Origin of the sequence: Rhodococcus koreensis (assembly GCF_017068375.1) — a bacterium.
Lineage (GTDB): Bacteria > Actinomycetota > Actinomycetes > Mycobacteriales > Mycobacteriaceae > Rhodococcus_F > Rhodococcus_F koreensis.
In genome coordinates this window covers 949361-964928 of record NZ_CP070610.1, presented here as the reverse complement: position 1 = coordinate 964928, position 15568 = coordinate 949361, and the positions used below count along the sequence as shown (strand labels likewise).

Below are 15568 nucleotides of genomic sequence, written 5' to 3'. Positions count from 1 at the left end.
TAAGGTGTCAGTCGCGTGCGTCGTCATGGCGACCGGGGCAGTGCTCACAAGTTGTGGCGACGGTGGAGGGGCGTCCGGCGGAACCACGGTGATCGGTGTGGCCGCGCCGCTATCGGGTGAAGCCGCCATTTTCGGCGGGCCCGTCGATTCGATCACCCGAGCAGTAGTGAACCATGTCAACAAACGCGGCGGCATCAACGGGACTACACTCGAGGTTGTGAGCGAGGACGAGAAGTTCAACGCCGAGGATGGAGTCCGCGCCGTCACCAAGCTCATCAATAAAGATGACGCGCAATTCATCTTGGGTCCGACGTCATCGACATTCATGGCGACGCTCAGCCAGGCAGAACGCAGCGAGGTTGCCATCGCATCTCCGTATGCCGGCATCGTCGAGTACGACGACCAGGCCAACCCCTACACCTTCCGTACCATTGGCCCGGACACTTTCGATGGCCTGGCGGTTGCAAAAAACATCTGGGACAACGGTTTCAAGACTCTATCGATACTCTACGAAAACTCTGACTCAGCACGAAGCACATCGAGCTGGTTGGAGGACTACTACACACGGCTCGGCGGCAAGGTCGTGGCGAAAGTCGCATTCAACGGGGGACAGAGCTCCTATCTGCCGGAGGTTCGCAGTGCCTTTGAACCCCAACCCGATATGGTGTTTCTCGCCGGCTCCGTCGAGCCTGCTGTACCGATCGTGCGCGAGTGGGCGCGGTCAGGGATTCCTGGCAAATGGTCCTTTATCGCCGAGCTGACCTTCCCCGTGCTACTCGACGAGGTCGGTGCCCAATACCTCGAAGGCGCGTACGGGCAGTCCGCGTTCGCAGCAGACTCGCCGTCCGTCTCGGGGATGCGCGATATGCTGATCGAGGAGTACGGCCAGGAGCAAGGCATGGCCATCGCTCAGCAGCCCACGGCGGCCATGGCATACGATGCGATCGTTTCGGGACTCTTGGCGATGGCGGCCGGTGGCGAGGCTACAGGCACGGCGATTGCCGAGAATCTTCACAACGTGACTGATTCCGGTGGCGCGCCGGTGTTCTCCCTGGATGAGGGCCTGGATCTCCTGGCCAGAGATGAGAAGATCGACTATCACGGTGCCAGCGGCCCCGTCGACTTCAACTCGACGAACACGGCCGCACCCGACTACGGCGTATATCAGGTGGTCGATGGGAAGTGGCAGGTAGTCAAGCGCTACACGGGCACCGAGATCAATGATCTGGCTGAGGAATTGCAGTGACCGTGGGGACGGAGATGAAGAACATGGTTTCAAAGAGTTCGCCTGAAGGCGGCAGGAACGGGGTACCCGTGCTGCGCAGCGTGTCGGGATTCGAAGCCGTGGATCGCACCTTCGCTCAGATGCTGTGCGACCGCGCCGAGCGCGAACCGGATACGGTCGCATTCTGCAGTTGGGTGGACGGCGATGCCCGCCCGACCAGCTGGAGCGAGTACCTGGAGGAAGTGCGGGAGACCACCCTGGGCCTCCATGATCTCGGGGTGGCGCCGGGCGACCGGGTGGCCATCATGTCTTCTACCCGCCGGGAGTGGGTCGTGGCGGCACTCGCCATCCTGAGTGTCGGCGGCGTTCCCGTCGGCGTGTATCCAACCAGCTCGGTCCCCGAGGTTGAGTACGCGCTCGAAAGCAGCGGCGCAACTGCTATTTTCGCCGAGGGCACATCTGACATCGCCAAGGTCCGCGCGGTCGCTGCCGGATTGCCACATTTGCGTGCAACTATCGGGTTCGATGCCGAGCCAGCGGACCTGCCGGAAACGGTCAAAACCGTACATTGGGACTACTTACGCGCCGTCGGAAGCGCACGGGCTGTGGCTGAGCCGGAACTGTTCACGCTTCTTGTCGAAGCGGGCGACATAGACCAGCTGGCCGCGCTGTTTTACACGTCTGGATCCACCGGCGCGCCAAAGGGCGTGAGACACACGCACCGCACTCTCCAGTACTCCGTACTTGGTTTCGCAATGTCCTACCCCGAGATCGGGACGACCCGGCACGATCTCGTTGGATTCCTCGGACTATCACACGTCGCGCCGGCTCTAGTCGGCGTCTTCGCGCCGATAATGACGCGACTCGTCATCACGTACTGCACAATGGATCAGCGAGTTGAAGCGCTCATCGGGGTGCGGCCAACTGCCGTCCTATGGCCGCCGAGGATGCATGAGAAGCTCGCCAGCGAAGTGCTGCAGACGCTTGCCGAGTCCGGCAGAGCCTTCCGCCTCGGATACTCGATTGCCATGAAGGTCGCCCGCAAGGTCAGTGATCTACGCTGGCGTGGGCGTCAGGTGCCAAGGTACCTCGAAGCGCTCTACGGATTGTGCATGAAATGCGTCTTCCTACCACTGCGGGCGAAGGTCGGCATTGACCGCATCAAGGTCAGTTGGACAGCCTCCGGAAGCATGACCCCCGACGTCGCCGCGCTCTGGCATATGTGGGGTCTCGATCTTCGCGAGCTTTTCGGTACAACAGAAACGTGTGGCTCCGTGATCGCCCAATGGGACCGGGCCTTTCCGGCGCCAGGAACCATCGGAAAGGCCATGCCCGATCCCCGGTGGGTTGTCCGTGTATCCCACGAAGGCGAGCTGCAGGTGCGCAGCCCATGTCTCTTCGACGGCTACTGGCACAATCCGGAAGCCACAGCCTCGGCTCTGGAGGACGGGTGGTATCGCACAGGCGATCTTGTCGAGCTGAGCTCCGATGGCGAGGTGACGATCATCGGGCGAATGAAGGATGTCCTCAAGACCAGCGGCGGCAAGAGCGTCAGCCCGCAGCCGATAGAGGTACGGCTCAAAGCGAGTCCGCTCATCGACGAGGCGATCGTCGTAGGCGAAGGCCGGAAATACCTCACGGTACTGCTCAGCGTCAGCGACGAGACGCAGGCAATGACTCCACACGAACGCGATGCTGCTCTGACCCGATGGATCGACGAGGTCAACTCCGAACTCGCCCGTCCACTGCAATTGAAGAAGTTCCGGATTCTGCCGCGGGCGCTGTCAGCAGCAGCGGGCGAGCTGACGGCCAAAGCCACCATCCGGCGCTCCAACATCCTCGCCTCCTTCACCGATCTCGTCGACGACATGTACGACGTCGGCGAGCAGGACGAGATTGCCCGCCAGGCTCGATTTGCCAGGACGGATCGCAAGTAGGTGCCACTATGAACGAACTTCGGATCGAATACATGACGAGTGCCGAAATCGGTGACGCAATCGCAGACGGGGCACGCACAGCGATCCTGCCCCTCGGTGCAGTCGAACAACACGGCCGGCATCTACCGCTATCAATGGACGCCGACCACGCCGACGAGCTTGCCGTGCGGGTCGCGAACGACCTCGGCGGTGCGCTCGTCCTGCCGACCGTTCGTGTCGGATACTCGCCACATCATCTCGGATACCCCGGCACACTGTCTCTCCGGGCGTCGACTCTCGAGGCGATCTGCGAAGACTACGGCGCCCACCTGGCCGCGTCCGGTTTCGAGCGGATTGTCCTGTTCTCGGGCCACATCGGCAACTACCCGGTCATGCGCGACTTCGAGTTGCGTCTGGCGGACAAATTGGCACCACTGTCGGTCATCGTCTTCACCGACAGTGAAGCGATTCTGGACGCCTGGCGCTGGGCCGCCGAGGACATGGCCTCCCTGGGCGGCAACGTCGGTGGGCACGCCGACGTCGCGGAAACCTCTGTGATGCTCGCACTTCACCCGGACAAGGTTCGCGTCGAGCGCTTTGCCCGCGGATACTCGGGCATGGTTGACAAGGGACTCCTCGATCGCGCCTTCCGTGAGGGCATCAGTTCGATATCGCCAAACGGTGTCCTGGGAGACCCTGCGGGCGCGTCGCCATCCATCGGGGCGGCATGCCTCGATGCCGTCACCTCCCTCATCGTCCAGCATGCGCGTGCCCGGGGTGCCTGACATGCACGACATGGGAGCAACCCTTACGCGATCCTCCGACGCCGATAAGTCCGCTCGATACAATCGTCCCCACACAACGAAGGGGACATTCAACCCGACTTCGTACCGGTCGTCGCCGGATCGCCTCCACCACTCGGAGGGCGACCTCCGTGAGCGATGCAGTGTGTTCAACGAGCAGATCAATTCACCACTCAGCCAAGGCGGTACGCCATGATGACTTTCGATCCAGTAAAGACAGGTGACTCGGAACGGGATACCACCAGGCTCCGCCGACTGTACGGGCAGTACCCGACTGGCGTCGCGGCAGTATGCGCGCTCCAGGAGGGACGACCGGTGGGAATCGTAGCTACCTCGTTCACACCAGTGTCCATGGACCCGGCGTTGGTGTCGATCTGCGTGCAGCACACTTCGACGACGTGGCCGACTCTGTCGAAGGACGGCCATCTCGGTATCTCGGTCCTGGCATCGACGCACGAAGCGGCGAGTCGCCAGATCGCGGCCAAGAACACCGATCGGTTCGCCGGGATCTCTTGGTTTGCAGGCGAATCCACTGCAGTATTCCTAGCCGACGCCGCAGCATGGCTCGATTGCAGGATCTCAACGTCGATCCCCGCAGGGGACCACGATGTTGTACTTCTGGAGGTCAACAGCACCGCGGTAAATGAGACAGCGAAACCCCTTGTCTTTCATGACAGCCGTTTTCGCACCCTCGTGATCGGTGAGGAATCGTGATGACCGACGTCTGTGATCTGAAAAAAAGAATCCAATCCGCGACAAACGCGTTGACCACCGGAGCGCCGGTACTGATCGTCAGCGGAGCTGACGATCAGGAAGTCGCCGATGTGCTGATTCCCGCCGCCCTCGCCAGCCCACGGTGGACCGCATGGGCAGTTCGATACACCTCCGGACTGTTGTGTTCGGCGATGCGCTCGACCCGGGCAGACGAGCTGGAACTGCCCGCAATGGTGCGGGGCAACGGCTTCAGCGCAACAACTCCGGCCTTCGGTATAGGTGTGGACGCCGCTGCCGGCGTCGGAACCGGTATCAGTGCGACAGACCGGTCGCGGACCGCTCGGGTGCTCGCCAGCCCGCAGACCCGCCCAGTGGATCTGACGCGGCCGGGACACATCCTGCCGTTGAGAACAGCTCCACGCGGAGTGATCGAGCACCGAAACAGTGCGGAAGCGGCGGTCGACCTGTGCGAAATCGCCGGACTTCCGCCAGTAGCGCTGACGGCCACGTTGCTGAGTGACGATGGAACCCTGCTGCAGGGCACCGAACTCGCGGCATTCGCCCGGGTTCACAGCGTTCCAGTAGTGCAGCTCCAGGATGTGGTGCACTACCGCCTACATCACGGCGACGGCCACGTTGGGCGGGTTCGCCATACTGCTACACGGATTGTGGACGTTCCAGACAGGTCCATGCGCGTAGTCGACTTCGACGACGAACTGACCGGCGCCCACCACACGGCCTTCATCGGTTCAACAACGCCTGCGGCAGCTCCGACGGTGTACATCGTCTTCGAATGTTCGCACCGCGATCCGCTCGTATCCGACTGCGGGTGCCGCCATGAGTTCGAGACCCGTCGAGCCCAAATCGCCACAGAAGGCGGGATCATCGTCTACTTGCGGTCGAACCCGCGGCCCGCCAACCAGTACACGGTTCAGGGACACGAACTGGCACAGGGATCCATCACTTCCATCCTCACTCACCTTGGATTCACCACGGTCATGGTGTGCGGATGGCCGGGTGGTCAGATCCCGACGTCGGCCTGCGCGCTCGACCTGACGCCGACTGTCCGCAATCCGGCCTACAAGACCGCCGCGTCGCTCTGACTGCCTCGAACCGCGGCAGGGGGACGAAAGCTGTGGGCGCGAATTTAACGCCGGCGCAGGAACTCCACTTCCCCTCGAGGCATCGACGTAGTCGCCGCCGCAAACTCGCAACAAGCACCCGACCCGCCCAGCGCTCGTATGAAGCGCTGCTTCACCTGGAGGATCCGTGACCGGTCTCGACATTCCATTGACACCCATTCGCTTCCTCGAACGTGCAGTCGAGGTCATGCCCGACAAAATCGCAATCATCGACGGCGAGCGCCGATGGACCTACCGTGAATTCGGCGCCGCAGTACAGGCCCTCGCAAAAGCACTTCGAACTTCCGGTATTACGGATGGCGAACGGGTCGCATATCTGTCCACCAACTCCGCCGAGCTGCTCATCGCCCATTACGCCGTCCCCCTCGCACGCGGTGTACTCGTCGCGATCAACACACGCTTGTCAGCGGCCGAGATCGAGTACATCTGCGGGCATGCTGGTGTGCACCTGCTCTTCGGTGAAATCGAGCTACTGAAGCCGCTGCTCGACGCCGGACTAGATTTCGCCACCGTCAACGAGTGGATCGAACTACCCACGGTGGAAGGCCTTTTCACCGCACCTAACGAACTTCACAGCTATGACTCGCTGCTCACTCGCGGCCAGGACGACGATCTACGCTGGGAGATAGACGACGAGAACCGCACGATAGCAATCAACTACACCTCCGGCACCACGGGCCGCCCTAAAGGAGTCATGTACTCCCATCGCGGCGCCTACCTCAACTCGCTCGGCGGAATCCTACATTCAGGATTTGGTAAGACCACCAAGTATCTGTGGACCCTGCCGATGTTCCATTGCAACGGATGGTGCACGACCTGGGCGGTCACTGCCGCGCTCGGTACACACGTCTGCTACCGGGCGGTGCGCGCCGACAGCATGTGGTCGCTGATCGACGAGCACCAGATTTCACACCTCAACGGAGCACCGACAGTTCTGACCCTCCTGGCCAACGCTGAGCAGGCCCATCTCCTCACAACACCGTTGACCATCAGCAATGGAGGTGCGCCACCCAGCCCCACCATCATCGCCAGGATCCGCGCTCTGGGCGCATCGATAGTGCACATCTACGGCCTCACTGAAACCTACGGACCCTACTCCGTCTGTGAACCCAAGCCCGAGTGGGACGAGCTGGATGTCGAGGACCACGCGAAACTCACGGCGCGCCAGGGTGTCGGCACGATCACTGCCGAGCGGCTGCGGGTTGTGCGTCCCGGACTTTCACCGGCGGGCGAGTTGACCGACGTGGCCGCAGACGGCACAGAGATGGGCGAGATCGTCATGCGCGGCAATACTGTGATGAAAGGCTATTACGACGACGAGGACGGCACGCGGAAAGCAACCGAGGGTGGTTGGTTCCACTCAGGTGACCTGGGCGTCATGCATCCCGACGGATACGTGCAACTTCTCGACCGTGCGAAGGACGTGGTGATCTCCGGGGGAGAGAATATTTCGACGATCGAGGTAGAGCAAGCTATTCTGTCGCATCCGGCGATACTCGAAGCCGCCGTCGTGGGGGCACCTGACGACAAGTGGGGCGAACGACCAAAAGCGTTCGTGATGGCTGCCAGTGGAGCGCACATCGACGAGGCCGAGGTCATCGCACACGTGAAATCACGTATCGCGTCATACAAGGCACCACGATCGGTCGAGTTCGTCGACGATCTTCCCAGAACTTCAACCGGAAAGATCCGCAAGAACGAACTGCGTGAGGCGGAGTGGAGTTCACTGCAAAACATGATCAACGGCTGAGATCTTCCGCGCTGTTGCACAGTCGGTGGCGCCCGGCACCGCGTGGGACATAGTTTGCTCGCGGCATCTGCCTTGATCACGCCGCCACCTTGGAGAACAGGTCTCTCGGCTTCGCCGATCATGCTGGCTGCGGCGCGGATCTGTTCGGGCGACGGCGCGTCAGGTGGTCGATAGCCAGGCAGGTGCTTCTCTGGTGGCCACGAGAGCGTGGCTGCAGCCTGCAAAACGTCTTTCGCGATGTCGACGAGTGCCGCCCCGGGCGTCCGCTGGAGGCGATGTGGAAGGCATCGGCGAGGGTGCGTGGGAAGTCGGCCGGGTCGGTGATCAGGAAGTTGTGCTTGGTGATTGGCATGGTGATGCCGCGGATGTCAGCGTCTTACAAGGCATCGGTGCCGATGAGGTCGCGGGAGACTTGGCCGGTGATCGCGACGCGGGGAACAGAGTGCATCTGTGCGTCGAGCCGGGGTCACGAGATTGGTGGCGCCGGGGCCGGAGGTGGCCATGTGGCCGCCGCCGTTACCAGCGGCCTGCACATATCCTGTGGCGGCATGGACGTCGGCTTGCTCCTGCCGGACAAGAACATGTCGGATGCGGGTCGATTCGAGCAGCGGGCCGTATACCGGCAAAATGGCTCCCCAGGGATGCCGAACACGCAGTCGACACCGAGTTCTTCGAGCCAGCGCACCACTGACTGAGCTCCGCTGCCACTTTCCGGGGAGCGTTGGGTGAGGCGGTGTGTCATGTATTGGGCTGGCAGACGGGCCAGGACGCTTACGGGAATCCACTGTGGCAATCGAAAGCGCTGGGAGCGACTCGGCGAGGCGGTAATCCGGAGTGCGACGTCGCTGCCTGTCGCGCATCCTAGAGATCTGAGGATGGTGTCGACTACGGGTCGGGAAACGCGAACGAGCATTCAGCATCAACCAAGGCGGATCCCCAATCGCTCCGTGACTACTTCAGCAGACTGCCTGCGACAGAGACTTTTCCGAGACCGTCGGTGAGCACTTTGAGCCGCCGCCGCGGTCACGGCCGTCGACGAGCTATGCCAGCGGAGAGTTCAGCCGGTAAGCGAGCTGGCGCATCGGACTTCTACCGCATTGCGGGCCGGATCCTCGACATCGATGGGGCGAGCAGGCCACCACGTGGATGAGAATGTCTGTGACCCCGCTGCGTCCCGTGCACCTCGACCACCTCAGGATGCCGTCCAGCGACTCCGCGATGGGCGTCGGCTTCCGCTGCGTGACACCGGTCAGGATGAACGCGGTCAGCGGGTATCCGAGGGCGACCAGGTCCGATTCGGCGTTCGAACGGGTGAAGCACACCCTGTTTTTCGAGCTCACCGAGCGGGCCTGCACGGTGTTTCGGGGGGACAGGCTGGCCATGTCGGCCAACGCGATGACGGTGGCCCGCGAATCCTCGGTCAGTGCCTTGAGGATCTAGGCGTCGATGGAGTCGACAGTGCTCCCGGTGGGCATATTGCCAACCCCCAACTGCACTTGTGCGGGCGATGATTCGCAGAATGCGCAAGTTCGGCGAGCGGTATTGCCGAAAGCCCATGCGGATGATGGACTGTCTCTAGTTCCGCATCCGGAACGCACCTCGCGATGGGTAGCTCGAAACGCTGTCATCGACAGGACCGGCCTCATCCAAGTCCGGCTCCCTTTGCCACACGATTTGCCTCGCTCACACCCTGAGCATGCTGATCAACGTTGGCGCCAGGATCTCACAGCAAGGACGGACATGATGAACGGCACTCGCACGATTGATCTCCACGCCCCTTCTGAACAATCACCGACCCCTGAGGTGCTCCGCGAGATCGAACGCCGGGTGCTCTGGTTGTCGACCGCGATGATCCACCACGCCAACCGGGTTCGCCCGAATCCGACGGGGTTGAAGGTGGGTGGGCATCAGGCGTCGTGCGCGTCGATGGTCTCGATCATGACGTCGTTGTGGTTCGAGCAGCTCCGGCCGGGGGATCGGGTGTCGGTCAAACCCCATGCCTCGCCGGTGCTGCACGGCATCAACTACCTGCTCGGTGAGCTGGACGAGAAGTATCTGACGACGCTGCGGGAGTTCGGTGGCCTCCAGTCGTACCCGAGCCGGTCGAAAGATCCTGATCCGGTGGACTATTCGACCGGGTCGGTCGGCATCGGCGCGACGGCCCCGATCTGGGGTGCCATCGCCCGCCGCTACGTGAACACCCAGATCGGTTCTGCGGGCACGGGCCGCCAGTACTCGCTCGTCGGTGACGCCGAGTTGGACGAGGGCGCGGTGTGGGAGGCGATCCTCGACACGTCCGTGTCCGAACTCGGGGAGATCGTGTGGATCGTCGACCTGAACCGGCAGTCCCTGGACCGGGTGGTGCCGAACATCGCCGCGGGCCGGCTCGAGGCCATGTTCTCCGCCGCCGGATGGCAGGTGATCACCGTGAAATTCGGGACCCTGCTCGAGTCGCTGTTCACCCGGGCGGGCGGTGCGGCGCTGCGGACCCGGATCCTGGACATGCCCAACCCGGAGTACCAGCGGCTGCTCCGGTGTGACGCGGAGCAGGTGCGGGACCGGCTGCCAGGAGCGGGGCCGGATGCGATGGCCATTGCCGCACTGATCGCCGGCCTCGACGACGACACCCTCCTCGACGCGATCCGCAACCTCGGCGGTCACGACCTCGACGCCCTGCGCGCCGCGTACGCGCAGATCGACGACACCCGCCCGACGGTGATCATCGCCTACACGATCAAGGGTCGCGGCCTGCCGACGCAGGGGCATCCGCAGAATCACTCGTCGCTGCTGACCGTCGAGCAGTACGAACAGCTCGCCGCGGAACTGGGCATGGACCCGCCGAAACCGTGGGCTAGGTTCGACGCCGACAGTGCGGCGGGCCAGGTGTGCGCGGCGACTGCGAACAGGTTGCGGCGGAACCCCGTCGAACCGGCAACCCCGCCCGCGGTCCCGGCCGATATCGGCCGCACCCCGTCGGGGACGTCCACGACGCAGGCCGCCCTGGGCCGGGCGCTGCTGGACCTGTCCCGGGAGGCCCCCGACGCTGCGAAACGGGTGGTCACCGTCAGCCCCGACGTCTCCTCGACCACGAACCTGGCCGGCTGGCTGAACAAGGTCGGCGTCTGGTCACCCAACGAGCGCCGCAACTGGTTCGACGACGACGCCGAGACGATCATGCACTGGCGGGAAAAGCCCACCGGGCAGCACATGGAACTCGGCATCGCGGAGACGAACCTGGTCGGGTTGATGGGCGAGCTCGGTTCCACCTGGAGTCGCTGGGGCCAGCCGTTGTTCCCGATCGGGGTGATGTACGACCCGTTCGTCGAACGCGCCCTCGAGCCGTGGTCGTACGGGATCTACGCTGGCGGGCAGTCGATCCTGGTCGGCACCCCGTCCGGGGTCACCCTCGCCGCGGAGGGTGGGGCGCATCAGTCGATCAAGACCCCGTCGATCGGCCTCGAACAGCCCGGCTGCATCAGCTACGAACCCGCCTTCGCGATCGACGTCGAGTGGACGCTGCTCGACAGCATCTCCCGCCTGGGCCGCCCGGACGGCTCCTCGTCGTATCTGCGGCTCTCGACCCGCCCGGTCGATCAGACTCTCGCCGCCGTCCCCACCGATCCCGCCGCCCGGGAACGCCGCCGCCGTCAGGTGGTCGCCGGCGCGTACACCCTCCGGCACAGCGACAAGCCGGCGATCACGCTGGTCGGGATGGGCGCGATGATCACCGAAACCCTCGCGGCCGCGGACCGGTTAGCCGAGCAGGGGATTGCCGCCGACGTCGTGTGCGTGACCAGTCCCGGGTTGTTGTTCGAGGCGGTGCAGGCGCGCCGCGGCCTCGCCGACGGCCCGTCGTGGATCCTCGATCAGGTGTTCCCCGCCGGCCGGGCGGCGCCGATGGTGACCGTCCTCGACGGACACCCGCACACCCTCGCGTTCCTGACCGGGATCAACCACGTCCCCGGCGCCGCGCTCGGTGTCAGCAAATTCGGGCAGGTCGGTTCCCTCGACGACGTCTACCGCTACCACGGCATCGACACCGACAGCATCGTCCGCACCGCGCTCGACCTCGTCGACTAACCCAGGAAGACCCAGAATGACCACGACACAGACAGGCACCACAGTGGTGCTGCCGTCGCTCGGTGAGAACGTCACCGAAGCCACGATCACCCGCTGGCTCAAAACCCCAGGCGACCACATCGAGCAGGATGAACCATTGCTCGAGGTGGCCACCGACAAAGTCGACACCGAGGTCCCCTCCCCTGCCGCAGGCACCCTCCTCGAGATCATCGCCACGGAAGACGCTGTCGTCGAGGTCGGCGCGGCACTTGCCGTCCTTAGCGCACAAGGCAGTGATACCCAGGACACGCCGGCACCCGCTGCCGAGGCAACTCCCGCGCCTGCACCGACAACCGCCACTTCTGCTCCGGCACGTGCACCTGTATCGAACCCGACTACCCCGGAGGCTGCTGCACTGTCAGCCGCGGGCGACCGGGTGGAAAAGCTGCCCCGGATTCGGCGAACCATCGCACAGCGGATGCTCGAATCTCTGCAGACATCAGCACAATTGACCACCGTCCTCGAGGTCGACGTCACCGAGATCTCCCGGCTGCGCAACCGGGAGAAGGAAGACTTCCACCGCCGGACCGGGGTGAAGCTGTCGTTCCTGCCGTTCTTCGTCGCCGCCGCGGTCGACGCGCTCGCCGAGCATCCGGTGATCAACTCCTCGCTCGACGCCGACTGCACCGAGGTGACCTACCACGGGGCAGTACACCTCGGGATGGCCGTCGACAGCGACAAGGGGCTGATGGTGCCCGTCATCCGCGACGCCGATACGTTGCCTATCCCGGAACTCGCCCGGGCTGTCGCCGACTCCGCCGCCAGTGTGCGGACCGGAACGATCCGCCCCGACGACCTCTCCGGTGGCACGTTCACAATCACCAACACCGGCAGCCGCGGGGCACTCTTCGACACCCCGATCATCAACCAACCCCAATCCGCCATCCTGGGAATCGGAGCCGTCGTCGAACGCCTCGTCCCCACCCTCGGTGACGGCGGCGCACTCCAGATCAACGTGAAGTCGATGGCGTACCTGTCACTGTCCTACGACCACCGCATCGTCGACGGCGCCGACGCCGCCCGCTACCTCGCCACCGTCCGGCAGCGGCTGGAAGACGGATTCGACCCCTCGGACCTACAGTGAACGGGCCAGCACACACCCCAGGCTCTGTGCCCGGACACGGCACCCGAGACGATCACCGACTCGTCGAATTCGCCCTACGGTGGGCCCCAACAGTTGCAGTAAACGACTACACCCTCCCCGACTTCGACGAGTACATCTTGCCGGAGTTCGGACTGCAGCCAACGATGTACTACCGCAGACTCCTCACACTCCTACTGACACCACCGTGCCCACGCTTGGACCCACCGGACCGGCAACGCATCATCACACTCTGCCAGCACAAGTTGGACGCCTCAAGACCAGCAATCCCCGATTAAGCAGAGCGAGCATCAATTCTCGCTGCCGACAACCCCAATGGGACACACCGCGGAAAACAAGAGTTGGCACGCGATCGACTAGGACCCTCAGCGTGCATCTCTGCTCGGCACGATTCTCATCACCAAGCAGGCCGAGATGCGGGCGAAAAGGAAACGATCATGTCCGAACAACCGAAATCGACTAGCCGTTCGGAAAATCCCGAACGCAGCACTCCCACCGGAAACCACACACCCTTGTCCGCAGATTCCATCACCGACCAGCTGAAAGCCTACCGCCGCCAGCGCCGCGCACGAATATCCGACGAACTACGCCGAGCGCGATACTGTCAGCTACCAAGCGAAAGCATTGATCTCATACGTTTCGCACAGGCATGGGCGCCCTACGGAAAGATGCCCACGGAAGATATTTTCGTCCGATACGGCATGACAACGGCCCGATACTTCGAAGTTCTGGCCGACGTCATCTCGATGCCTGACTGCGACCCCCAGATTGCCACCACCCTCCGATCCATCTACTTCTCACAACGCCCATAACGGGCCGATGGGAGGACTGCCCCTAGCTCCGCTGTCAAGCAGCGACGATGGTTACTGACAGTGATTGGTCGGCGAACATGGCACGAAAGACGACGTCTGAGAGCCTGCGTTGAGAAAGCGGAGCGTCTCCAGTCCGCCGTCACTACTGGCATTGCGGCGGGCCAAGAGTAGGCGTGCATCATCTTGCAGCGGGCCTGAGTGAGCGCGATCCGGTGGATGGCTGCATTGCGCTGCCGGTTCCCGCTGCGCGAGAGACGATGTCGAGCACAGATCGACGACCACACCGGTAACGGCACGGTACCACTGTGTCGAGCGAACGCCTCCTTCGAGTGGAAGCGGTCCACGTCGGCGTTCTCACCGATGATCTTGGCCGCCGACCGTGATCGAGCATGGGCAGCGTCCCATGGCGCGTGTCCTATCCGAGGAGTGTCCCAACACTTCGCATACGCGCACGCATCCGCCGGGATCCGCCTCGTCTTCGGCGAGGCGATCGAGGGCGACAACTCCCGCGTCTGTGCCGCAAGCGGCCGGAGCGGCGAACGCTACCCTTCCGACATAGTCGTGATCGGAATCGGGGTCGATCCGAACACCGAACTCGCCACAGCGGCCGACTTTCAAACCTCAACGGGATTGCGGTCGATCCCTACCTACGCACCAGCGACGCGCACAGTTGGGCCATAGGCGACTGCGCCCACTTCTCCTGCACCCACGCCGGTGCCCCGACACGGCTCGAATCAGTCCACAACGCAGTCGACCACGCCCGAGCACTGGCCCGCACACTGAGCGGCACACCCACCGAATATCACCAGGTCCCCTGGTTCTGGATTCAACAGGGGCCCATAAACTCCAGATCGTCGGCATCCCCGGCAAACAAGATGGCTCCGTTGTCCATGGCAACCCCCCGAACGGAAAGTTCTCCGTTCTCCGCTTCCGCGATGGCGCATTAACGTGCGTCGAATCGCTCAACAGCCCCGCCGTGCACATAGAGTCCCGCAAGATCGTCGCGTTACCCGCGCGACCCAACCCGCGAAGACATCGCGGTCGAGAACTTCGACCTACGCCGCCTCGAGCTGATCATCGAAGCCCGACAGGAAACGCCCCTCGATACGGCGCTGAATCACCAGCTTGAACGGCGCAAGCCGGCGTACGCTCCTGAATCGCAGTTTCTCAGTGAGGAACACCGTCGCGTACAAGTCCATCACCACGAATCTCCGCCACACTGTCCATATCTATGGTCTACCAGAACCTTTGACGAGAACCTTGGGTCGCAACACTTGGATGAAGCCCGATCGAACCTCGATTACCGCCCGCCCACGCCGGGGTTCGGAAGGACTGGCAGATCATCTGCCCGGCGCTTCGCAGCGGCACGCGCAGCCTTCAACTGGAGATAGAAGGAGTTACGCGAGTTGCCGTCCAGGTTGAGCGGAACGTCCAAGCTCGCAATCAACCGATCCTCAAGGTCCCACGGTTCCTCATGCGCGATCCACGAGACGAGGGCGTTCTCGGCCATCCACTTCGACAGCAGCGTCTCCCCGATGTGGAAGGTATACCGCTTACCGGATCCGACACGGCGCAATTCGATCCCGACCTCGTCCGCGACCAGGCAACCGAGCGTGAGGCGGAGTGTCGACCCGGCAGCGTTACCGGTGTGGTGGGTCTTGATTCGCTTCCGGATGTTCTGCGTACTAGGAGCCTTGCCGTTGGTCGGCGGCTTGCTCGGACTGATGCCGGTGTAGAGCAGCGTGAGCCCGTCCCGCGTCGCGCACCCCGAGGTGTCGATCGCGGCCGGCAATTTGCGGAACCACCAGCCGTAGACACCAGCAGTCGCTGGAACGGGGCACGGCCTGGCGAGTACCTGCTCGCGGGTGTGCGGTGAGGCAGCGAGGTAGAGCGCAGATTCATCCTGCGGGTCAACGATCGGACTCATGCGGAGGATGTTGTCATAGGGCGGCGACAGCGATCTACGGAACCGTCCACACCCCGGC

Annotated in this window: 12 protein-coding genes and 4 pseudogenes; 12 read left to right on the top strand and 4 right to left on the bottom strand. The window is 63.3% G+C overall.

Annotation, left to right across the window (positions count from 1 at the left end):
- The first annotated feature begins 88 nt into the window (after positions 1-88).
- The 6 genes from JWS14_RS45325 (at position 89) to JWS14_RS45300 (ending at position 7550) form a co-directional block, all read left to right on the top strand.
- A complete protein-coding gene (locus tag JWS14_RS45325; protein WP_206016743.1) occupies positions 89-1246 on the top strand; it encodes an ABC transporter substrate-binding protein in 1158 nt (385 codons plus the stop codon).
- Complete coding sequence (locus JWS14_RS45320) at positions 1243-3162, top strand: AMP-dependent synthetase/ligase (RefSeq protein ID WP_241031813.1); 1920 nt, start codon at positions 1243-1245, stop codon at positions 3160-3162. The genes JWS14_RS45325 and JWS14_RS45320 overlap by 4 nt, the downstream gene beginning before the upstream one ends.
- 32 nt (positions 3163-3194) lie before the next feature.
- Positions 3195-3926, top strand: a complete 732-nt coding sequence (locus JWS14_RS45315; RefSeq protein ID WP_241031812.1) for a creatininase family protein — start codon at positions 3195-3197, stop codon at positions 3924-3926.
- A 156-nt stretch (positions 3927-4082) separates the two neighbouring features.
- On the top strand, positions 4083-4658 hold the full coding sequence (locus tag JWS14_RS45310) for a flavin reductase family protein (RefSeq protein ID WP_332113150.1): 576 nt from the start codon (positions 4083-4085) through the stop codon (positions 4656-4658).
- A complete protein-coding gene (locus JWS14_RS45305) occupies positions 4658-5761 on the top strand; it encodes a 3,4-dihydroxy-2-butanone-4-phosphate synthase (protein WP_206016740.1) in 1104 nt (367 codons plus the stop codon). Before JWS14_RS45310 ends, JWS14_RS45305 begins: the two co-directional genes overlap by 1 nt.
- 166 nt (positions 5762-5927) lie before the next feature.
- A complete protein-coding gene (locus JWS14_RS45300) occupies positions 5928-7550 on the top strand; it encodes an AMP-binding protein (protein ID WP_206016739.1) in 1623 nt (540 codons plus the stop codon).
- A 50-nt stretch (positions 7551-7600) separates the two neighbouring features.
- Here the strand turns inward: JWS14_RS45300 and JWS14_RS45295 are convergent.
- Positions 7601-8292: pseudogene (locus tag JWS14_RS45295) on the bottom strand (thiamine pyrophosphate-binding protein); the annotation flags it as partial.
- A gap of 410 nt (positions 8293-8702) precedes the next feature.
- Here JWS14_RS45295 and JWS14_RS45290 point away from each other — a divergent pair.
- The 4 genes from JWS14_RS45290 (at position 8703) to JWS14_RS45275 (ending at position 13583) form a co-directional block, all read left to right on the top strand.
- Positions 8703-8990 (top strand): hypothetical protein, encoded by a 288-nt coding sequence (locus JWS14_RS45290; protein ID WP_206016738.1) that lies wholly within the window; start codon positions 8703-8705, stop codon positions 8988-8990.
- Positions 8991-9293: 303 nt separating this feature from the next.
- Positions 9294-11630, top strand: a complete 2337-nt coding sequence (locus JWS14_RS45285) for a transketolase-like TK C-terminal-containing protein (RefSeq protein ID WP_206016972.1) — start codon at positions 9294-9296, stop codon at positions 11628-11630.
- A gap of 16 nt (positions 11631-11646) precedes the next feature.
- Complete coding sequence (locus JWS14_RS45280) at positions 11647-12753, top strand: 2-oxo acid dehydrogenase subunit E2 (protein ID WP_206016737.1); 1107 nt, start codon at positions 11647-11649, stop codon at positions 12751-12753.
- Positions 12754-13208: 455 nt separating this feature from the next.
- Positions 13209-13583 (top strand): hypothetical protein, encoded by a 375-nt coding sequence (locus JWS14_RS45275; protein ID WP_206016993.1) that lies wholly within the window; start codon positions 13209-13211, stop codon positions 13581-13583.
- 188 nt (positions 13584-13771) lie between these two features.
- Here JWS14_RS45275 and JWS14_RS50825 read toward each other — a convergent pair.
- A pseudogene (locus JWS14_RS50825) lies at positions 13772-13960 on the bottom strand (transposase); the annotation flags it as partial.
- Positions 13961-13972: 12 nt separating this feature from the next.
- On the opposite strand from JWS14_RS50825, the pseudogene JWS14_RS52055 reads away from it, so the two are divergent.
- A pseudogene (locus tag JWS14_RS52055) lies at positions 13973-14332 on the top strand (hypothetical protein); the annotation flags it as partial.
- Positions 14254-14604: pseudogene (locus tag JWS14_RS52050) on the top strand (oxidoreductase C-terminal domain-containing protein); the annotation flags it as partial. The pseudogenes JWS14_RS52055 and JWS14_RS52050, both read left to right, overlap by 79 nt.
- Positions 14605-14638: 34 nt before the next feature.
- Here JWS14_RS52050 and JWS14_RS45260 read toward each other — a convergent pair.
- Positions 14639-14788, bottom strand: a complete 150-nt coding sequence (locus JWS14_RS45260; protein WP_206016735.1) for a hypothetical protein — start codon at positions 14786-14788, stop codon at positions 14639-14641.
- 95 nt (positions 14789-14883) lie between these two features.
- Positions 14884-15510: a GIY-YIG nuclease family protein gene (locus JWS14_RS45255; protein ID WP_206016734.1), complete on the bottom strand. Its 627-nt coding sequence runs from the start codon at positions 15508-15510 to the stop codon at positions 14884-14886.
- Positions 15511-15568: the final 58 nt, after the last annotated feature.